Raw genomic sequence first — 19,366 nt, 5'->3', positions numbered from 1 at the left:
CAAGCTTCTCGTTACCCGAGCAGATCCAGCGCGATCAGGACCGCCACTGCAACGGGGCCCAGCACGGCGGTGAAGACGCCCATCAGCCCGATCGCGAGGCCGGCGCTCGCCGCTTCCGCGTCGCCCTCCTCCGCGGCGCGGGCGGTGCCTACGCCGTGGGCCGCGGCGCCCAAAGCCAGACCGAACGCGGTGCGGCTGCGGATGCCGAGGGCGCGCAGCAGCGGCGGGCCGATCACCGCGCCCAGCACGCCGGTGAGGATGGACACGGCCGCGGAGAGAGCGGGGAGGCCGCCCACCGGGCCCGCGATGCCGATGGCGATCGGGGTGGTCACGGAGCGTGGAATGAGCGAGCGGATCACCTCGTCCGAGGCGCCGAGGAGCGCGGCTGCAACGGTGGCCGTCAGCGCTCCGGCCACGCTGCCGACGAGGAGCGTGATCAGCACCGCGTTGCGCTTGCGCCCGATCTCCTCCATCTGGCGAAAGAGTGGAAGCCCGAGCGCGACCACCGCCGGGCCCAGCAGGAACGTCAGCACACGCCCGCCGCGGTCGTAGTCCTCGTACTCGGTGCCGAGCATCCGGAGGGCGACGATCAGGACGACGATCGACACCAGCACCGAGTGCAGGACCACGGAGCCGATCCGCCGCTGAAATGCTCGCGCGGCGGCGTAGACGGCGAGCGTGGCGGCGAGGGAAAGGACGATTGCGGCCACGTCACGCATCGGGCTCCAGCCTCTGCTGCATCCATCCCACCACCGCCATCACCGCCACCGTGCTCACGACGCTCGCGGCCACGATGGGCAGCCACTCCCGCCCGAGCAGGCCGAAGTACGTCATCAGCCCCACCCCCGCGGGCACGAACAGCAGCGCCATGTGGCGGATCAGCAGCTCGGCGGCGGGCTGCACGAGTACCGGCCTGATCCACCCCAGGCGCAGGCTGCCCGCCAGCAGCAGCATGCCGAGCACGCTCCCGGGCAGCGGCAGGCGCGCGGCGTGGGCCAGCGCGTCTCCCGTGAACAGGAACGCGAGCAGGACCAGGAAGCTGAGCGGATAGCGCCACATGGTCGGGGTTCGGCGGCGGAGCGGGACGCGTGCCTGAAGCTCGGATGCAACCGGGGCCGGGGCAAGCGGTGGCGGGTCGGGAACGGACGAGATGGACTGTCGCGAGTCAGGCGTCCGGGTTCCGGCGGGCGAGGAGCCAGCGGTAGATGCGCTCGTCCTGGTAGGCGAGCGTTGCCGTGCCCACGTGGTCCATCCCCTGGTCCACGTACACGCGGTCGCCGGGCGGGTCCGTCGCGGGTGCCAGGTTCAGCTGCTCGATGAACCGTCCCTCTCCGCGGCGCGACACCTCGCCGGAGGACATCCACACCGGGAGCCCGGGATCACCGCCCGGCACGCGCGTGGGATCCACCGGCCAGAGCGCGGCCCAGAACCCTGGCTGGCAGAGCGCCAGGTCGAACACGCCGTTCCCGCCGAAGCTGAACCCGGTCAGGTACGTGCGGGCCGGACCACCCCCGTGCTCCGCCTGCACGCGGCTCACGATGTCGCGCACCACGTCGGCGTAGCGGCGCCAGATGTCGCCCGCCGCCGGCAGCTGCGGCGCCACGACGATCATTTCCCGCGTCGCAACCCCATCACTCCCCGGCCTGAGCGGCCCGTGGCGGGTTACGCCTTCGATGATCTCCGTGGGCGCGGCCTCGTCGTACCCGTGCAGAAAGCAGAGGACCGGGCGCGGGTCGTCGGGCGCGCCGTCGGGAACGGAGAGCAGGTAGCGCAGGGGCGACGCTTCTACGACGCGCAGATCGGACATGGGTTCGGCTCGGGACGATCAGGTCTGAGCAGAATAGAAGCAACCCGCGCGCCTGCTACGGGTCAGGGATCCAGTTGATCCGGACGGTGCTCGCTCACGCGACATGGATCGGCGCGCGCGTACCGCTGAACGTCGTCCACGGGCGGGCAGGGCCTGATCCTTGATGCATCCCTGGGTCTTCGGCGCTCTCCAGGCGGGCGGGGGAGGGTAATGGATCGGATTGAAGAGGCGAAATGATGAAGCCGCGGACGCTGGGGCAGGGGCTGGTGGTTTCGGAGATGGGGCTGGGGTGCATGGGAATGAGCGACTTCTACTCCGGCGGAAGCGAGGCCGAGTCCCTCGCGACCATCCACCGCGCGCTGGACATGGGGATCACCTTTCTGGATACCGCCGACATGTACGGCCCGTTCACCAACGAGCGGCTGGTGGGCCGGGCAATCCAGGGACGGCGCGACGAGGTGGTGCTGGCCACCAAGTTCGGCAACGAGCGCTCGGAAGAGGGCGCCTTCCTGGGCATCCGCGGCGACGCGGAGTACGTGCGACGGGCGTGCGACGCCTCGCTGCAGCGGCTGGGCGTGGACCACATCGACCTCTACTATCAGCACCGCGTGGACCCGCGCGTGCCCATCGAGGAAACGGTGGGGGCCATGGCGGAGCTGGTGTCCGCGGGCAAGGTTCGCCACCTGGGGCTCAGCGAGGCGGCGCCGGAAACCATCCGCCGCGCCCACGCCGTGCACCCCATCGCCGCGCTGCAGACCGAGTGGTCGCTGTGGACGCGCGACGTGGAGACGGACGGCGTGCTCGACACGGTGCGCGAGCTGGGGATCGGGTTCGTGGCGTACAGCCCGCTGGGGCGCGGCTTCCTGACCGGCCGGTTCACGAAATTCGAGGACCTGCCCGAGGACGACTACCGGCGCAACCAGCCGCGCTTCCAGGGCGAGAACTTCCAGAAGAACCTGGACCTGGTGCGCGAGGTGGAGGTGATCGCCACCGAGAAGGGCGCCACCCCGTCGCAGCTGGCGCTGGCGTGGGTGATGGCGCAGGGGGAGGACGTGGTGCCCATCCCCGGGACCAAGCACGTGAAGTACCTGGAGCAGAACGCGGCCGCGGCGAACGTGCGGCTTTTGGACGATGATCTGCGGCGGATCGACGCCGTCTTCCCCGCGGGTGCCGCTGCCGGCGACCGCTATCCGGAGGGCGGAATGCGCAACGTCCGGCGCTGATCCACCTTCGCGTCCGCGGTACGGCCGGCCAGGCACTCGCGCCTGGCCGGCGTTTTCCATCCCTTCAACGGCGAAGGACTCGTGGACCTGTACCGTTCCAGCTACGTGGGGCGCGACAGGCTGGCGCGCGGGTAGTGATTTCCGGGGTCGAATCGTCCGTCGGGCGAAGGCAGGCATCCAGAATCCGACATCGCGTACCCTGCTGGTATCATCCATGCGGCGGCGGAAGTGCTCTCCCCATCACTCCTTTCTTTCCCTCACGTTCGGAGCCCCATGAACCGTCCGCTCGCCCTCGCCGCGGTGGCGCTGCTCGCGTCCGCCTGCGGCGACCAATCGCCCACCGCCATCGATCCCGCATCCGCCGTCGCGACGAAGACCGTCCGCGACGAGGCCGCGGGTGTGTCCATCGCCGTTCCCATGGACTGGCGGGTGGTGCAGGACCCGGTGCTGTTCAACACCTACGGGTTCGCGCTCTTCGATCCGGCCGGCCCCCAGCAGAACGGGCACGAGCGGTCGCCCGTGGCGCGCATCGCCCTGGCGTACGAGGCCCGGCCCGAGCAGATCGGCGAGCTGGTGAGCGCGCTGATGGCGAAGTATCCGCAGTTTCCGCTGACGCGCACCGAGGTGGCCGTGGGCCAGGGGCTGCGCGGGGTGGCGGTGAGCGGGCTGCCGGGGACGGACCCGTACACCCTGGTCTACGTGGCCGATGGCGGCCGCGTGTACCGCATCGGGCTGTGGACCGAGCAGCCCGGGCTGGACGAGCGCGCCCTGGGGGTGCTGCGCAACGTGAGGCTGCAGGCGCCGCGCAAGCCGATCGCCTCCCTGGGCCTCGTCCCCGTCCGCCAAGCGATGCGCGCGGAGCCGGATGCCGCGCAGCGGGCGATGAACGAGCAGTTGCGGGCGGAGCGTGTGGCGATGGTGGCGGAGCAGGGCGGGGAGCCGCGGTTTTCCGCCGCGCCCGCGCCGCAGGTGAGCGCCGCGGCGTGTGAGTTCGGCCAGCCGAGCGGGTTCTTCTGGCAGACGGTGTGGGACGCCACCAACAAGTTCTACAGCGGCTACACGACCACGTATTCCGGCACCTACTACAACATGCGGCCGGGCGATCCGGGATGGAGCGCCATGAGCGGCAACTACGGGAGCTGGTGGGGGCAGAACTACCACATCCGCAAGTGCGAGCCGTACCTGCTGAACCAGTTCTACGCCAACGACTGGCCGGCGCACAAGAACGCCAACGTGTATTCCGCCATCAAGGGCACGGTGGAGTGGGCGGGGTGGGACTACTACGACAGCGAAGGCTACTACACGCTGGGCAACTACGTGGTGGTGCGGAACGGAAGCTACCGCGCGCTGATGGCGCACCTGACCAGCGTGGCGTCGGGCATCACCTGGGGCGCCACCGTGGGGATGAACACCATCATCGGCTACGCGGGGAAGACGGGCGGGCCCTGGGACGAGCACGTGCACTCGCGCGTGGCCTACGGCGAGTCGCTGACGTACAACGGCCAGCCCTACGGCGGCAACACCGTGTGGCCCAACCGGCTGCGCTGCGTCAGCTGCCGGGCGAACGACCCGGGTGACATCTATGGCAACGGCGACGGGCAGTTCGACGTGAAGGACAGCACCGGCGCCAAGTTCTACACCCGCTTCTACCACGGCCGCTGGATGCGCGGCTGACCGTCTATCGATACGACGAAGGAGCCCCGCCGGATGCCATTCGGCGGGGCTCCTTTCGTTCATCCGACACTCATGCCGCGCGCGGATACGCCCGGGCATGGGTGACCTCGATGGCGATGCGCGTGCCGGGCTCGATGCCTTCGAGCAGGCTGCTGCGCCGGGGGAACTGCGCGAACACGGGCCCGGCGCCGTGGATCTGCGCCTCCACCTTCACGCGGTCGCCCAGCGGCAGCACGCGCCGCACCGTGGCCGGCCCGTCGTGCGCCGCCCAGAACTTCAGGTCGTACGCGCGGATCACCAGGCGCACGCCGCGGCCGGCGGGCGGGTGGTGCAGGGGCACGCGCAGCTCGCCCACGTGCGCGTGGTCCTGGTGCATCAGCCCGTCCAGCACGTTCACCTCGCCCACGAAGCGGGCGACGAACTCCGTCGCGGGCGAATCCAGGATCTCGGCCGGGGTCCCCGCCTGCTCCAGCCGCCCCTGGTTGATCACCAGCACGCGGTCCGCCAGCGCGAATGCCTCCTGCTGGTCGTGCGTCACGAAGAGCGAGGTGACGTGCACCTCGTCGTGCAGCGCGCGCAGCCACTGGCGCAGCTCCTCGCGCACCTTGGCGTCGATGGCGGCAAAGGGCTCGTCCAGCAGCAGCAGGCGCGGCCGCGGCGCCAGCGCGCGGGCCAGGGCTACGCGCTGCCGCTGCCCGCCGGAAAGCTCGCTCGGGCGCCGTCCCCCCAGCCCCGCCAGCCCCATCAGCCGCAGCAGCTCCTCCACGCGCGCCTGCCGCTCGGCCGGGGCCACGCCGGCCACCTCCAGCCCAAAGCCGATGTTCTGCGCCACCGTCATGTGGCGGAACAGGGCGTAGTGCTGAAAGACGAAACCCACGCGGCGGGCCCGGGCGTGAAGGTGGTCCACCGCCTCGCCGTCCAGGCTCACCGTTCCCGCGTCGGCCTCTTCCAGCCCGGCGATGATGCGCAGCAGCGTGCTCTTTCCGCCACCGGACGGCCCCAGCAGCGCCACCAGCTCGCCGGGGTTCACGTCGAAGCTCACGTCGTCCACCGCGGTGAATCCCGTGAAGTGCTTGGTAAGGTTGCGTACCTGGATGCTCATACGTGCTCCTGACGGGACTTGAGCCGGCGGAGCAGCAGCAGCAGCCCCAGGCTGAGCAGCGCCAGGAGGAGCGCCATCCCGAACCCGCCCGCGGGGTTGCGCTCCTCCAGTGCGGCATAGATGAAGGTGGTGGCCGTCTGCGTGCGGCCGCTGATGGCGCCGCCTACCACGACGGCCGCGCCGAACTCGCCCAGCGCGCGGGCGCCGGTGAGCGTCAATCCCAATCGCGCCGCATGCGCCACGTTGGGAAGCGTCACCCGCCGGAAGGTCTGCCAGGGCGAGGCGCCCAGCGTGGCGGCCACCTCTTCCTCGGCCGTCCCCAGCTCGTCGAGCACGTACGCCACCTCGCGCAGCGTGTACGGCAGGGTGACGAACAGCGTCACCAGCAGGATGCCGGGAAAGGCGAACGCCACCTGGAATCCCATGACGTCGATGGCCGGGTGAAGCCATCCCCCGCGCCCGAAGACCAGGAGGAAGGCCAGCCCCACCATCACGGGCGACACGGCGAGCGGCAGGTCGACCAGCAGGTCCAGCACGCGCCGGCCGACGAAGCGGTGGCGCACCAGGACGATGGCGCCGGCGACTCCCAGCGTGCCGTTCACCACCAGGGTGACCACGACGATGATCAGCGAGTGCCACAGCCCCGAAAGCGCCTCGGGCGAGGTGACGGCGCGCAGCACGGGGCCGGGGCCCGTCTCCAGCGCCCGCACCGCCAGCGCCGCCAGGGGACCGACGAGCACCAGCGCCAGGTAGCCGATCACCGCGGCGAAAAGGAGCACCGTGCCCAGTGGGACACGTCCCGCGCGCCGTGCCGGGGGCGGAGCCAGGATCGGTTCGTCGTCGGCGGGCGGCAGCCAGGGAGCCCGCGTTTCGATGACGGTCGCCTCAGCCACCGGTGCCTCCCGCGCGCCGGCGGAGCCCGTGCGCCACGATGGCCAGGGTCAGCGCCAGCACCAGCAGCACGAGCGAGATGGCGGACGCCTCCGCTGTGCGCCCCGCCTCCACCTCGCCGAACACCAGCACCGGCGCGGTGAGCGAACGGAAGGGGATGTTCCCCGACACCACGATGATGGAGCCGAATTCCGCCAGCCCGCGCGCAAACGACTGCACCGTTCCGTACGCGATGGCGGGAACCAGCGCGGGAAGGGTCACGCGCCGGAAGACGGTCCAGCGCCCCGCGCCCAGCGTTTCCGCGGCCTCCTCCTCCGCCGGGTCCAGCTCGCGGAGCACCGGTTCCACCGCGCGCACCACGAACGGCAGGGTCACGAAGGCCAGCGCCAGCACGATCCCGGGGCTGGCGTAGGCGACGGGGATTCCCCACCCGGCTAGCGCCGCGCCGGCCGGCTCCTGCGGGCCGAAAAGGATCACCAGCATCAGCCCCGCGACCAGCGTGGGGACCGCGAAGGGCAGGTCGACGATGGCGTCCAGCGTTTCGCGCCCCGGAAAGCGGTGGCGCACCAGCAGCCACGCCGTTGCCGTTCCCATCACGGCATTCAGCGCGGCAACGAGGGCGGCGGTCCACAGCGTCCGCAGCACCGCGTCGGCGGCGGCGGGGGCGCTCACGGCCTCCCACACGCCGCCGAACCCCGCGCTGGCCCCGCGCGCCACCACCGCCGCCAGCGGCACCGCCACCAGCAGGCCGATGGCGATGATGAACACCGATCGTACCGCGACCCCGCCGCGCCCGGGCCGCAGCACGGGCGAGCCGGCACTCACTGCGCGGACCTCACGCCGGCCGAGGCGCGGTCGAACAGGGCGCCCTTGTCGAAGATGCTCTTCGTCACCGCGGGCCAGCCGCCCAGGTCGGCGATGGTGAACAGGTCCGGGATGGCCGGATATTGCGCCGCCGTCTCTCGCGCCACGTTCTGGTCGATGGCGCGAAGGCCGTAGCGGGCGTACATCCGCTGCACCTCGGGCGTCTGCAGGAACGCCACGAACGCCTCGGCCACGTCGCGGGTGCCGTGCTTCTCCACGTACTCGTCCACGATCGCCACCGGGTTCTCGATGAGGATGGTGGAGCTGGGGATCACGTAGTCCATCGCCTTCCCCGCCTGCCGCGCCACCAGCACCTCGTTCTCGTAGGTGATGGCCACGTCGCCCACGCCGCCCTCGAAGGTGAGCATGGACTCGCGCGCGCCCTTGTCCATGATGGAAACGTGGCCCAGCACGTCGCGCAGCACCGCCTCGGGCTGTGCGCCGCCGCCGGCCCTGCCGCGCGACACGGCGCCGTACAGCGCGGCGATGTTCCACATGGCGCCACCGCTGGTGCGCGGGCTGGGGGTGAGCACCTGCACGCCGCCGCGACGCAGGTCGTCCCAGTCGCGGATCGCCTTGGGATTGCCGGGGCGAACACCGAGGACCACCACGGAGCGCGACACCATTCCCCCCGCGGGGCCGGCCTTCCAGTCGTGGGTGATGAGCCCCGCGTCGGCGATCTTCTGGACGTCGGGCTCCAGCGAGAGCGCCACCACGTCGGCCTCGAAGCCGCCGATGACGGCGCGCGACTGGGCGCCGCTCCCCAGGTAGCTTTCCTGGAACTTCACCTCCTGCCCCGTCTTCGCCTTCCAGTGCCGCTGGAAGGCGGGGATGATCTCGCGCCCGTACACCTCGCGCGGCGTGGTGTAGGCGCCCAGCACCAGGGTGCGCACCGCCGGGGCCTTGGCGGCGCCCTCGGGGCTGCTGCCGCCGTCGCCGCAGGCAGCCGCCAGCAGGAGCGCGGCGGCGGTCAGAACTCGCTTCATGGGATTCGCGGATGAGGGATGATTCATGATCAGAACACGACCTGCATGCGCCCGATGACGGCGTTCTCGGCCGGGCGCGCGGCCGCGGTGCCGAAGGGATCGAAGGTGGTGTGCTCGTACGAGAGCAGGACGCGCACGGCGCGGTTCAGGTACCAGTTCACGCCGGCGCCGTAGGAGGTCGCCGAGCGCATGGAGCGGGCGGGATCGGCCAGCAGGGGGAAGGCGTCGTCGTCCACCGTCAGCTGCTGCGCGCGGGCCACGAGCTCCACCGCGCCCCGGCCGGCGCCGCCCGGGCCCGGGCGCGGCGGGGTGATGCCGCGGTACGACTCGGCCTCGCCGGTGAGCGCGTAGGCGCCCTCCACCTGCCAGGCGGTGCTCTTCAGCTCCGCCTCGGTGGCGTCGCGGCGCACCCGCTGGCGGCTGACGGTGTACTCGCCCAGCACGCCGACGGGGCCCCAGTACCAGTAGCCCTGCGGCGCCAGGCGCGTGCGCCCGCCGTCCGCGATGGCGGTGTTGGCGGCGGTGCCGTCCGTGCGGTAGCGGAAGAAGATCTCCCGTCCCGGCGTGCGGAACGACGGCAGCAGGGGCGCGGCGATGCTGCCCTGCTGGTTGCCGGTGCTCGCCGCGACCCCGAGTCCCAGCCCCTTGAACGGCCCCGCCGTCGCGCGGAAGGGGTGCACGAACACGCGCCCGACCACGTCCTTGCCGTCGGAAGCGTCCACGTCCTGGTTGGCGCCGTCCGTCACGCCGTTGAAGATGCCGGCTGCGTACTCCAGCGCGCCGCCGCCCAGCACGCCGTGCACCTGCACGCCGACGTCGCGGTTGGGCACCAGCGCGGTGGGAAAGCCGCGCTCCGGGAAGAGCACGACCCAAGTGGTCTGCAGCCGCTGGAGTCCCATCGGCGACCGGAACTTGCCGGCGCGCACGCGCAGCGCGGGCGTCACCCGGGCGTCGACGTAGGCGTCCAGCAGCTCCATCTGGCTGTTGGCGACATCGATCTGCAGGCGGTAGTCGTAGCGGCTGTAGACCGCGCCCTGGAAGTCGGCGCGGGCACGGCGGATCTGGAAGGTGTTCACCGCGGCGCCCGCCGTGTCTTCGGCGAAGAAGCGGCCGTCGTACTGCACCCCGCCACGCACGCGCAGGGTGAACGCGCCGTCGACGGAGCGAAATCCGAAGCCGTCCTCGCCCGCCGTGACGGTGGGAGGCGCGGGACGTGGCGTGCTGTCAGGACGCGCGGGAGTGGTCGATTGGCCGTCCAGGCGCGCGGCAGCGGTGGCCGCCAGCAGCGTGGCGGCAAGAAGGGACCTGTGGATGAAGAGCACTGACGTGAGTTCGGAGCGGGAAGGCTGCGGACCTGCGGATGTGCGGACCGGAGCGGAGCAGAGACGAGGCACTCCAAGGCACCCGGCGTGCCGCATCTACTCAGGAATCGCAAGCCGTTGCTGCACATGCGGATGGAGAAATCCGCATCCAGGGGAGGAACTCTGCCCGTGACATTTCCGGGACTACCCAGCATATTTGCTGAGAACGTTGTGAATTTCCGTCATATTCAATGGGATCAGGATCAGGAATGCTGCTTGTAGACGTGTGGCGCGAGGCGGGGAGGCACGCTTCGCTGGAGGAGACGGTGGAGCGGATCGCACACCGGCTGGTGGACGAGATGCCGCTGCAGGCCCTGCTGATCCGCAGGCTGGATGCCGAGCGGCTGCGGCTGGAGACGGTGGCGGCGGGCGCGCCCGGCGCGGCGCCACCCGGGCGAACGCGCACGGAGCTGTCGAAGTCGCACTTTCACGCGCTGGTCTCGTGGGCGCACGCCGGCGAGGTGCTGCGAGGCGCGCCGCAGGGGCTGGCCGGCGTCCTTGCCGCGGGCGAGGCGCGGGGCGAGGTGCTGGCCGGGCCGCTGCTGGATGGCGAGCAGGTGATCGGCGCGCTGGTGGCGGTGGGTCCCGCGTTCCGCCCGGCGCACGAGGACCTGTTCGCGCAGGTGCTGGAGCCGGTGTCGTCCGCGCTCCGCAGCGACATCCAGCTGCACGAGCTCACCCGGCTGCGCGAGGCGGCCGAGGCGGACAACCGCGCGCTCCTCTCGCGCCTGGGGCGGCAGGAGATCGCCGACGCCATCGTGGGCGCGGACGGCGGGCTGCGTGCGGTGGTGGATCGTGTTGCACAGGTGGCGGGAACGGACGCCCCCGTGCTGCTGCTGGGCGAAACGGGCACGGGCAAGGAGGTGATCGCCCGCGAGATCCACCGGCAGTCGGCGCGGTCGCGCGGGCCGGTGGTGCGCGTGAACTGCGGCGCCATTCCGCCGGGGCTCATCGACTCCGAGCTGTTCGGGCACGAGCGCGGCAGCTTTACGGGGGCGGTGGCGGACCGGGCGGGGTGGTTCGAGCGCGCGGACGGCGGAACGCTCTTCCTGGACGAGATCGGCGAGCTGCCGCTGGAGGCGCAGGTGAGGCTGCTGCGCGTGCTGCAGGACGGCAGCTTCGAGCGGGTGGGCGGGCGTACGACGCACACCGTGGACGTGCGGATCGTCACCGCCACGAATCGCGACCTTCACACCATGGTGCAGGCGGGGACGTTTCGCGAAGACCTGTGGTACCGCATCAGCGTCTTTCCCATCCGCCTGCCGCCCCTGCGCGAGCGCCCGGCGGACATTCCCGTGCTGGCCGCGCACTTCGCCTGGCGCGCGGGGCAGCGGCTGGGCGGCCATCCGCTGGCGCCCACGGCGGCGGACCAGGAACGGCTGATCGCCTACCCCTGGCCGGGCAACGTGCGCGAGCTTGCCGCGGTCATCGAACGCGCCGTGATCCTGGGCAACGGCCACCAGCTGGAGATCGCCGCCGCGCTGGGGCCCGCGGCCCCGAGCGTCGCCGCGACGACGGAGAATCGCCCCGGGGCAGCCGAAGCGGCGCCACGGGGCGAGGAGTTCCAGACGCTGGACGCAGCCATGGCGCGGCACATCGAGGCCGCGCTGCAAAAGGTGAACGGGCGCATCGAGGGCCCCTTCGGCGCCGCCGCGCTCCTGGGGCTGAATCCCCACACGCTGCGAGCGCGGATGCGAAAGCTGGGCATCCACTGGTCGCGCTTCCGCCCCACATGACATGCTTGCAGGGAGCGCCGCACCGCGCCTACGTTGCGGCGGCTCCCGGCCGCACCACGACGCCTCCTCGCTCCCCGGCACCCCACCCGACACCCACGGAACTGGACGCCGATGACTCTGCCTCTTCTCCGTTGGGCGCTCCTCCTGGGCCTGGCCATGACTGCTGCCCCACTTCGCGCGCAAGACACGGAAACTCCGGCGCCGGCGCCGGCCGATACGAGCAGCGCCAAGACGAAGCCCCGTCTCTTCGGGGGGCTGCGCTACGGGGCTCCGCTGGGCGGCTCCATCTACGGCGCCGTCATGCTGGCCCGGCCAAACGCGCTGGGCTACACCGGCCCAACGCTGGCCGCCGAGGTGGGGCGGGACGGCATGCGCGCTTCCCTCGGGGCCGGAGCCGTGTGGTTCGGCTCGCAACGAGCGCAGGTGAGCGTGATCCGTACCTGGGATCCCCACGGTGACGTTCGGGCGGACCAGACGTACATCGGGCCGGAGATCGCCGTTGGGATGATCCTGGGCGTCACCATCGGCCACTACTGGCGCGTCGGCGACGGCGAGGGCCCGGCCCGGGTGTTCGCGATCGGCTCGTACCTGGGGATCTGATCCCCCCCAAGCAGAACCCTGGCCCGCACGCGAGGAGCCCCGCCGGATCCGAAGATCCGGCGGGGCTCCTCTCGTTCAGGACTGCTGGAACCGTTCGCGGCTCAGTACGCCGTGAAGAGCAGCAGGTTGGGCGAGCCGGTGCCGGCCGACGTCACCTTGCCGGTGGTGGCGTTGCCTTCGATCGCCGCTTCCACGGCCGCCGGCGAGGCGCCCGGGTTGCTCTGCAGGAAGAGCGAGATCACGCCTACCACGTGCGGGGTGGCCATCGAGGTGCCGCTGATGGTGTTCGTGGCCGTGTCGCCGGTGTACCAGGCCGACTTGATGCTGCTGCCCGGCGCGAACAGGTCCACGCAGGTGCCGTAGTTGGAGAACGACGACTTGGCGTCGGTCGAGGTGGTGGAGCCCACGGTGATGGCGGTCGGCACGCGGGCGGGCGAGTACTTGCACGCGTCGTCCTGGCGCCCGGCGCGGTTGCCGTTTCCGGCCGCCACCCCGTACGACACGCCCGCGGCAATCGAGCGAGTCACCGCGTCGTCGATGGCGGTGCTCGCGCCGCCGCCCAGGCTCATGTTGGCGGTCGCCGGCTTCACGTGGTTCGCGGTGACCCAGTCGATGCCCGCGACGACGCCCGAGGTGGTGCCGCTGCCCGCGCAGTCCAGCACGCGCACCGCCACCAGCTTCACGCCCTTGGCCACGCCGTACAGCGTTCCGCCCACGGTGCCGGCCACGTGCGTGCCGTGCCCGTTGCAGTCATCGGCGCTGCCGCCGTCCACCGCGTCGAAGCCCGAGACCGCGCGGCCCGCGAACTCGGCGTGGCTCAGGCGGATGCCGGTGTCCAGGATGTAGGCGTTGACGCCCGCGCCGGTGTTGGTGTAGGCGAAGCTGGTGGAAAGGGGAAGCGAGCGCTGGTCGATGCGGTCGATGCCCCAGGTGGCGCCGGTCTGGATGGTCGACGCCTGCATGGGCAGGTCGGCCTCGATGTAGGCCACGTTCGGGTTGTTCTGCAGCGCGTTCAGCTGGCCGGCGTTCAGCGTGCCGGCGAAGCCCTTGAGCGCCGCGGTGTACACGTAGCGCGGGCTCACCCCGGCGATGGCGGCCACCGAGCGCGGATCGGCGTCGTCGTTCAGCACCACCACGTAGCGGCCGCTGGCCGACTGCGAAAGAACCGGCGCGCCTGCGTCGGCCGACATCGGCGTTTCCCCGTCGGAGCAGGCGGTCAGGGCAACCAGGGAGGCGAGAGCGAACGTGGTGCGCTTCATGGAACGACTCCTCGAAGAGCTTCTCGGGCGGGGGCTCCGGAATGGAGCTGTGCGCCGTGGTGGTGAACGGGTCCCGGTAAGGCACCGATCGCGCCACACGGCTCCGAACGCGCAAGTCGTTGCCTGGAGCGCGTTTGAGTGTTTTGCACGGAAACGGCTGGCGCCCCGCTTCGGTGCACCCGGGAACAAATGAGTGCACCGGAGCGGGGCGATCCGCTCAGAAGCGCGTGAACAGCAGCCGGTTGGGCGTTCCCCCGGACAGGCTGGCCGAGTGCAGGCGAATTCGGTCGACCGTGGCGTAGTAGTCGAGCCTCGAGGTGACCTCGTACGGGGTCGCGGTGGGGACGATGGACAGGTACTGCGCGGCCACCCCGGCCACGTGCGGCGCGGCCATCGAGGTGCCGCTGCGCACGCCGGTGGCGGTGTAGCTGCCGACGGCGAGCGAGGTGATGCTGCTGCCGGGCGCCAGGATGTCGACGCAGCGGCCGTAGTTGCTGAACGACGACTCGTAGTCGGTGCTGGTGGTGGCGCCCACCGTCATCACGCTGGGCGCACCTGCCGGCGATTGGAAGCAGGCGTTCTGCGGCGTTCCCGCGAAGTCGCCGTTGCCGGCGGCGGCGGCCACGAAAAAGCCGGCCTTCACCAGCCGCTCGGCCGCGTCGCGCACCGACTGCACGTCGCCGTAGCCCAGGCTCATGTTCACCACGGCCGGCTTCTTTCCGTTGCGGGCGATCCAGTCCATCCCCGCGATCGCCATCGACGCATTGCCGCCACCCGTGCAGTTCACCACGCGGCCCGCGTAGATCCACACGTTCTTGGCCACGCCGTGGCTGGTGCCGCCGATGGTGCCCGCCACGTGGCTGCCATGGCCATGGCAGTCTTCCGCGCTGCCGTGGCCGTCTCCCACGAAGTCGCCGTTGCTGCCGTTGGGGATGAACGACGTGCGGGGATACAGGTCGGTGTGCTTGCTGTTGACCCCCGTGTCCAGCACGTACGCGTTCACCCCCTTGCCGGTGGAGCCGTAGGTGAACGATGCGCTCAGCGGCAGGTCGCGCTGGTCGATGCGGTCCAGCCCCCAGCTGGGCGGGGCCAGCTGCGTGGTGAACAGCTGCACGGGTGCGTCGGGCTCCACGTACTCCACGCGGGGATTGCGGCGCAGCGCGTTCAGCTGCCCGGCGTTCAGCGTTCCCGCGAAGCCGTTTACCGCGGCGGTGTAGACGAAGCGGGGATTCACCCCGGCGGCGGCGGCCACGGCGCGCGGATCCGCCCCGTCGCGCAGCACCACGATGTATCCGTCCGCCGCGGAGGCCGACGACAGGGCGCCGGCGGGCGCGGAGGGGGGGGCGGACGGCTGGTCGGCGCAGGCCGCCAGCAGCAGCGCGGGCAGCATGAGGGCGATGCGGTTCATGGGGTTTCCTCCGGATGAGGCCGGACGGGCCGGCGGGGAGCCCGCCGGGGTGAACGGCGGGCGGGAGAGCGGGGGAGCGCGCGTCCCCCTCATCATCCTAGGCGCAATTCCGGACGATTCACTGCCATCCGCGCCCGTCTTTCATCTTCCGGGACGTTTCCTTGACACTCCCCGCCGCCCGTCCCAGTCTACCCCCTCGCATTTGGACCCACCCGGAAGAAGCAGAAGCCGATGTCGTTTCGCAGGCAGGACGCGCTCGACTACCACAGCGAGGGCCGCCCCGGCAAGATCGCCGTGGTGCCCACCAAGCCGGCCAGCACCCAGCGCGACCTGTCGCTGGCGTACTCGCCCGGCGTGGCCGAACCGTGCCGCGACATCGCGCAGAACCCCGAAGACGTGTTCAGGTACACGGCGCGCGGCAACCTCGTCGCGGTCGTCACCAACGGCACCGCCGTGCTGGGGCTGGGCGACATCGGCCCGCTGGCGGCCAAGCCGGTGATGGAGGGCAAGGGCGTGCTCTTCAAGCGCTTCGCCGACATCGACGTGTTCGACATCGAGGTGGCCAGCAAGAACGCCGACGAGGTCATCCGCTTCTGCGAGATGCTGGAGCCCACCGTCGGCGGCATCAACCTGGAAGACATCGGCGCGCCGGACTGCTTCTACATCGAAGAAGAGCTCAAGCGGCGCCTGCAGATTCCCGTCTTTCACGACGACCAGCACGGAACCGCCGTCATCAGCGGCGCCGCCCTGCTGAACGCGCTGGAGATCAGCGGCAAGAAGATCGAGGAATTGAAGTGCGTCTTCAGCGGCGCGGGCGCGGCCGCCATCGCAACCGCCGAGCTGTACCTCTCGCTGGGAATGCGGCGCGAGAACATCGCGATGACCGACAGCAAGGGCGTCATCCGCGCGGACCGCGCCAATCTGGACAAGTACAAGGCCCGGTTCGCCACCACGCGCGACATCCACACCCTGCAGGACGCCCTGCGCGGCGCCGACATGTTCGTGGGCCTGTCCGTCGCCGGCGCGGTGACGCGGGAGATGGTGGCGGGGATGGCCGACGCGCCCATCGTCTTCGCCCTGGCGAACCCCGATCCCGAGATCCTGCCGGAAGACGTGCTGGCGGTGCGGCCGGACGCCATGGTGGCCACGGGGCGAACGGACTATCCCAACCAGATCAACAACGTCCTGGGCTTTCCCTTCATCTTCCGCGGCGCGCTCGACGTGCGGGCGCGCGCCATCAACGACGAGATGAAGATGGCCGCCACCCGCGCCCTGGCCGAGCTGGCGCGGCGCGATGTCCCCGAGGCGGTGGAAAAGGCGTACGGCGGGGATCGCTTCCGCTTCGGGGCGAACTACCTGATCCCCAAGCCCTTCGATCCGCGCATCATGCTGTGGGTGGCGCCCGCCGTGGCGCAGGCCGCGATGGAAACGGGCGTGGCGCGGCTGACCATCGACCTGGAGCAGTACCGCGCGGAATTGATCGCCCGCCTGGGACGCGGCCGCGAGGTGATGCGCGACATCATGCGCCGCGCTCGCCGCGATCCACGCCGCGTCGTCTATCCCGAGGGCGAGAACGAGCGGATCATCCGCGCCTGTGCCCTGGTGCTGGCGGAGGAGGTGGCCCGCCCCGTCCTCCTGGGCCGCGCGGACGCCATCCGCCAGCGCGCGGTCGAGCTGGGCGTGAGCATCGAGGGCGCGGAGATCGTGGACTTCCGCCACGACGAGGCGCTTCGCGAGCGCTACGCCCAGCAGCTGTACCAGCGGCGGCAGCGAAAGGGCGTCACGCTGGCGCAGGCGCGCGAGCGGATGCACGAGCCGGTGTTCTTCGGCTGCATGATGGTGATGGAGGGCGACGCCGACGCGCTGCTGGCGGGTGAGGACATGTACTACCCGGAAACCATCCGACCCGCGCTGGAAACCATCGGCACGGCGCCCGGGGTGCGGCGGGTGGCGGGCTTGTACATGATGGTGATGCAGCAGGACGTGGTGTTCTTCGCCGACACCACCGTGAACCCCGATCCCGACGCGCAGACCCTGGCCGACATCGCGCTGCTCTCGGCGGATTTCGTGCGCCGGCTGGGGATCGAGCCGCGGGTGGCGATGCTCTCGTACTCCAACTTCGGCTCGGCGCGCGGGCCCGCGTCGGACAAGGTGCGAGTGGCGACGGAACTGGTGAAGCAGCGCCGGCCGGAGCTGGAGATCGACGGCGAGATGCAGGCCGACACGGCGACCATGGACGAGTTTCGCCTGGCGAACTACCCGTTCACCAGCCTCCGCGGCCGGCCGAACGTGCTGATCTTTCCCAACCTGGACGCGGCCAACATTGCCTACAAGCTGATGTGGCGCATGGGCAACGCCGAGGCCTTCGGGCCCATTTTGCTGGGGATGGCGCACCCCATCCACGTGCTGCAGCGGGGGAGCGAGGCCGCGGACGTGCTGAACCTGACGGCGCTGGCCGTGGTGGATGCGCAGGAGCACGCCGGCCGGCACGATGCCGCCTGATCCGGCGTACGCGCCGGGCGACACCGTCCGCATCCACTACACGCGCCCGCCGGACCGGGTGCAGCTCTTCGAACAGGCCGTGGTCCACGACGCCGGCCTGTTCGTCGTCACCTACCTTCCCGCGGCGCAGCTGAAGAAGCCGGTGATGGTGGAGGGGCGGGTGGTGCTGGAGCCGGGCGCGCCCGTCGTCTGGTTCACCTACCGGGGCGACGTGTGGCACGACGTGGGACGCTTTCACCTGGCGGATGGCACGTTCACCGGCGTGTACGCCAACGTGCTCACGCCGGTGGAGATGGAGGGCACCCGCTGGGATACGACGGACCTGTACCTGGACGTCTGGCGCGGGGCGGATGGCGAGATCCAGCTGCTCGACCGCGACGAATTCGACGAGGCGGTGGGCGCCGGGCTGCTGACGCCAGCCGTCGCGGAACGCGCGTTTACCGAGGGCGAGCGGCTGGTGCAGGGGGCGCGGCAGGGCGCCTGGCCCCCGGCGCACGTGGACGAGTGGACGCTGGAGCGGGCGCGCACCGAGCTGCGCTGACACGCGTCCGCGAGGACACTCACACTTCGGTGCGCGGGCGGTGCCACCCCATCCCCAACCCTTCCCCCGCAAACTGCCGCGGGGAAGGGCGCCAGTGCCGGTGCGCGCCCGAGGGTGTGTCAACACTCCCAGAGTCACGCATCTGTCATCACTGAGGCCCATCCGTACCGCATACTTCCCCCGCACACGACACCGTGTCATCCTGAGGCCCAAGCGCCCCGCACTCGCTCCCACACAACACTACGCGGGCCGAAGGATCTAGCCGCGGCCACTTCTCAACTTGGGCGCGGCAGCGGTCACGAAGCCCGAGGCCTCAGCTGCCGTGGGGCCCTCACCCGTCCGCGCTGACACGCGCCCGCGAGGAAACTCGAACTTCGGATGCGCGGGCCGGCGCCCCCCATCCCCAACCCTTCCCCCGCAAACTGCCGCGGGGGAAAGGAGCCAGTGCCGTGCGCGCCCGAGGGTGTGTCAACATTCCCGGAGTTACGCATCTGTCATCACTGGGGCTACCGTACTTCCCCCGCACACAACGCCGTGTCATCCTGAGAGGGTGTTGAGATAACCGAACAAAGTGCGAACATGCACAAGTAGACGGTGTATGCGGCTGGCATGACTAGCCTCAGATATCCGACAGACTTGACCGATTCGCAGTGGGAGCTGCTGCGCCCGCTCATCGAGAAGCCGAAATCACGAGGCGGGCGGCCGCGTACCCATCCGCTCCGGGAGATCGTCAACGGGCTCTTCTACGTGCTCCGGGGAGGAATTTCCTGGCGGATGATGCCGTCAGACCTCCCGCCGTGGGACAGCGTGTACGATCATTTCCGCAGGTGGAAGAAGGACGGCACGTTCGAGCGCGTGCACGACGTACTTCGCACCTGGACCCGACAGTCCGAAGGCCGGCCGGCAACGCCCAGCGCAGCAGTGCTGGACAGCCAGTCGGTTCAGACGACTGAAAAAGGGGGGTCCGTGGGTATGATGCGGGCAAGAAGGTAAAGGGGCGGAAGCGGCACATCGTCGTCGACACGATGGGGCTCCTCTGGGCGGTCACGGTGCATGCAGCCGACGTGCAGGACTCTCATGGGGCGTTCAAGGTGCTGCCGAAGCTGGTCGGACGTTGTCCGCGTCTGGAGGTAATCTACGCAGACACGATTTATCGGGGTGCGCGACTGATTACGCATGCGCTCGGCTGGAAACTGGAGATCGTGGAGCGACCGAAGGACCAGAAGGGCTTCTCGGTGCTGCCGAAGCGCTGGGTTGTGGAGAGGACGTTCGCTTGGCTGGGGCGCTGCCGCCGTTTGAGCAAGGACTACGAGGGCCTGCCGGAGAGTAGCGAAGCATGGATCCATCTTGCGATGTCGGGTCTCATGCTCCGTCGGCTTCGGCCAAGTTGACATTTCTCAACACCCTCTGAG

The 19,366-nt window shown here is 70.6% G+C and carries 17 protein-coding genes; 7 read left to right on the top strand and 10 right to left on the bottom strand.

Translation table 11 applies throughout. The annotated features are described in order from the left end of the window. Window positions 1-11: 11 nt before the first annotated feature. From VF632_RS06935 to VF632_RS06925, 3 genes are all read right to left on the bottom strand, one after another. Window positions 12-719, bottom strand: a complete 708-nt coding sequence (locus VF632_RS06935) for an LrgB family protein (RefSeq protein ID WP_331022139.1) — start codon at window positions 717-719, stop codon at window positions 12-14. Continuing rightward, entirely contained in the window at window positions 712-1,059 is a 348-nt protein-coding gene (locus VF632_RS06930; RefSeq protein WP_331022138.1) for a CidA/LrgA family protein, read from the bottom strand. The genes VF632_RS06935 and VF632_RS06930 overlap by 8 nt, the downstream gene beginning before the upstream one ends. A 106-nt stretch (window positions 1,060-1,165) precedes the next feature. Next, window positions 1,166-1,807: a hypothetical protein gene (locus tag VF632_RS06925; RefSeq protein WP_331022137.1), complete on the bottom strand. Its 642-nt coding sequence runs from the start codon at window positions 1,805-1,807 to the stop codon at window positions 1,166-1,168. A gap of 236 nt (window positions 1,808-2,043) precedes the next feature. On the opposite strand from VF632_RS06925, the gene VF632_RS06920 reads away from it, so the two are divergent. Next, complete coding sequence (locus tag VF632_RS06920) at window positions 2,044-3,030, top strand: aldo/keto reductase (RefSeq protein ID WP_349263978.1); 987 nt, start codon at window positions 2,044-2,046, stop codon at window positions 3,028-3,030. A 273-nt stretch (window positions 3,031-3,303) separates the two neighbouring features. After that, window positions 3,304-4,704 carry a M23 family metallopeptidase gene (locus tag VF632_RS06915; protein ID WP_331022135.1) on the top strand — a complete coding sequence of 467 codons (1,401 nt, stop codon included), beginning with the start codon at window positions 3,304-3,306 and terminating at the stop codon, window positions 4,702-4,704. A gap of 70 nt (window positions 4,705-4,774) precedes the next feature. Here VF632_RS06915 and VF632_RS06910 read toward each other — a convergent pair whose 3' ends face one another. From VF632_RS06910 to VF632_RS06890, 5 genes are read right to left on the bottom strand one after another with little or no spacing between them, the layout of a single operon-like run. Next, on the bottom strand, window positions 4,775-5,806 hold the full coding sequence (locus VF632_RS06910) for a sulfate/molybdate ABC transporter ATP-binding protein (RefSeq protein ID WP_331022134.1): 1,032 nt from the start codon (window positions 5,804-5,806) through the stop codon (window positions 4,775-4,777). Beyond that, entirely contained in the window at window positions 5,803-6,699 is an 897-nt protein-coding gene (locus VF632_RS06905) for an ABC transporter permease subunit (protein ID WP_331022133.1), read from the bottom strand. The genes VF632_RS06910 and VF632_RS06905 overlap by 4 nt, the downstream gene beginning before the upstream one ends. Next, a complete protein-coding gene (locus VF632_RS06900; RefSeq protein ID WP_331022132.1) occupies window positions 6,692-7,465 on the bottom strand; it encodes an ABC transporter permease in 774 nt (257 codons plus the stop codon). Before VF632_RS06900 ends, VF632_RS06905 begins: the two co-directional genes overlap by 8 nt. Before the next feature lie 53 nt (window positions 7,466-7,518). Next, window positions 7,519-8,547 (bottom strand): sulfate ABC transporter substrate-binding protein, encoded by a 1,029-nt coding sequence (locus tag VF632_RS06895; protein WP_331022131.1) that lies wholly within the window; start codon window positions 8,545-8,547, stop codon window positions 7,519-7,521. 29 nt (window positions 8,548-8,576) lie between these two features. Further along, complete coding sequence (locus tag VF632_RS06890; protein WP_331022130.1) at window positions 8,577-9,869, bottom strand: OprO/OprP family phosphate-selective porin; 1,293 nt, start codon at window positions 9,867-9,869, stop codon at window positions 8,577-8,579. A gap of 248 nt (window positions 9,870-10,117) precedes the next feature. Between VF632_RS06890 and VF632_RS06885 the strand changes: the two genes are divergently transcribed. Further along, on the top strand, window positions 10,118-11,644 hold the full coding sequence (locus VF632_RS06885; protein WP_331022129.1) for a sigma-54 interaction domain-containing protein: 1,527 nt from the start codon (window positions 10,118-10,120) through the stop codon (window positions 11,642-11,644). Between the two features lie 156 nt (window positions 11,645-11,800). Further along, on the top strand, window positions 11,801-12,244 hold the full coding sequence (locus VF632_RS06880; RefSeq protein ID WP_331022128.1) for a hypothetical protein: 444 nt from the start codon (window positions 11,801-11,803) through the stop codon (window positions 12,242-12,244). Between the two features lie 101 nt (window positions 12,245-12,345). Here the strand turns inward: VF632_RS06880 and VF632_RS06875 are convergent, their stop codons facing one another. Next, the gene (locus VF632_RS06875; protein ID WP_331022127.1) at window positions 12,346-13,503 is read right to left on the bottom strand and encodes a S8 family peptidase; all 1,158 of its coding nucleotides are present in this window, start codon (window positions 13,501-13,503) and stop codon (window positions 12,346-12,348) included. 217 nt (window positions 13,504-13,720) lie between these two features. Further along, window positions 13,721-14,911, bottom strand: a complete 1,191-nt coding sequence (locus tag VF632_RS06870; RefSeq protein WP_331022126.1) for a S8 family peptidase — start codon at window positions 14,909-14,911, stop codon at window positions 13,721-13,723. Between the two features lie 231 nt (window positions 14,912-15,142). Here VF632_RS06870 and VF632_RS06865 point away from each other — a divergent pair, with 231 nt between their 5' ends. From VF632_RS06865 to VF632_RS06855, 3 genes are all read left to right on the top strand, one after another. Continuing rightward, on the top strand, window positions 15,143-17,413 hold the full coding sequence (locus VF632_RS06865) for an NADP-dependent malic enzyme (RefSeq protein ID WP_331022125.1): 2,271 nt from the start codon (window positions 15,143-15,145) through the stop codon (window positions 17,411-17,413). Next, window positions 17,403-17,954 (top strand): DUF402 domain-containing protein, encoded by a 552-nt coding sequence (locus VF632_RS06860; RefSeq protein ID WP_331022124.1) that lies wholly within the window; start codon window positions 17,403-17,405, stop codon window positions 17,952-17,954. Before VF632_RS06865 ends, VF632_RS06860 begins: the two co-directional genes overlap by 11 nt. 609 nt (window positions 17,955-18,563) lie before the next feature. Continuing rightward, window positions 18,564-19,345 (top strand): IS5 family transposase gene (locus VF632_RS06855; protein ID WP_331022123.1). Its coding sequence is split into 2 segments (ribosomal slippage): window positions 18,564-18,918 and window positions 18,918-19,345, totalling 783 coding nucleotides; the frame shifts between segments, so codons are not numbered across the junction. The last annotated feature ends 21 nt before the right edge of the window (window positions 19,346-19,366 follow it).

It is taken from the genome of Longimicrobium sp. (assembly GCF_036388275.1).
In the GTDB taxonomy this organism is placed as follows: Bacteria; Gemmatimonadota; Gemmatimonadetes; order Longimicrobiales; family Longimicrobiaceae; genus Longimicrobium.
This window is presented reverse-complemented; position numbering and strand designations above follow the sequence as displayed.

Bases quoted from the DNA above. Each gene is read 5' to 3' on its own strand.
- VF632_RS06935 (WP_331022139.1), bottom strand. From the start codon at position 719: ATGCGTGACGTGGCCGCAATCGTCCTTTCCCTCGCCGCCACGCTCGCC.
- VF632_RS06930 (WP_331022138.1), bottom strand. From the start codon at position 1,059: ATGTGGCGCTATCCGCTCAGCTTCCTGGTCCTGCTCGCGTTCCTGTTC.
- VF632_RS06925 (WP_331022137.1), bottom strand. From the start codon at position 1,807: ATGTCCGATCTGCGCGTCGTAGAAGCGTCGCCCCTGCGCTACCTGCTC.
- VF632_RS06920 (WP_349263978.1), top strand. From the start codon at position 2,044: ATGAAGCCGCGGACGCTGGGGCAGGGGCTGGTGGTTTCGGAGATGGGG.
- VF632_RS06915 (WP_331022135.1), top strand. From the start codon at position 3,304: ATGAACCGTCCGCTCGCCCTCGCCGCGGTGGCGCTGCTCGCGTCCGCC.
- VF632_RS06910 (WP_331022134.1), bottom strand. From the start codon at position 5,806: ATGAGCATCCAGGTACGCAACCTTACCAAGCACTTCACGGGATTCACC.
- VF632_RS06895 (WP_331022131.1), bottom strand. From the start codon at position 8,547: ATGAAGCGAGTTCTGACCGCCGCCGCGCTCCTGCTGGCGGCTGCCTGC.
- VF632_RS06885 (WP_331022129.1), top strand. From the start codon at position 10,118: ATGCTGCTTGTAGACGTGTGGCGCGAGGCGGGGAGGCACGCTTCGCTG.
- VF632_RS06880 (WP_331022128.1), top strand. From the start codon at position 11,801: ATGACTGCTGCCCCACTTCGCGCGCAAGACACGGAAACTCCGGCGCCG.
- VF632_RS06875 (WP_331022127.1), bottom strand. From the start codon at position 13,503: ATGAAGCGCACCACGTTCGCTCTCGCCTCCCTGGTTGCCCTGACCGCC.
- VF632_RS06870 (WP_331022126.1), bottom strand. From the start codon at position 14,911: ATGAACCGCATCGCCCTCATGCTGCCCGCGCTGCTGCTGGCGGCCTGC.
- VF632_RS06865 (WP_331022125.1), top strand. From the start codon at position 15,143: ATGTCGTTTCGCAGGCAGGACGCGCTCGACTACCACAGCGAGGGCCGC.
- VF632_RS06860 (WP_331022124.1), top strand. From the start codon at position 17,403: ATGCCGCCTGATCCGGCGTACGCGCCGGGCGACACCGTCCGCATCCAC.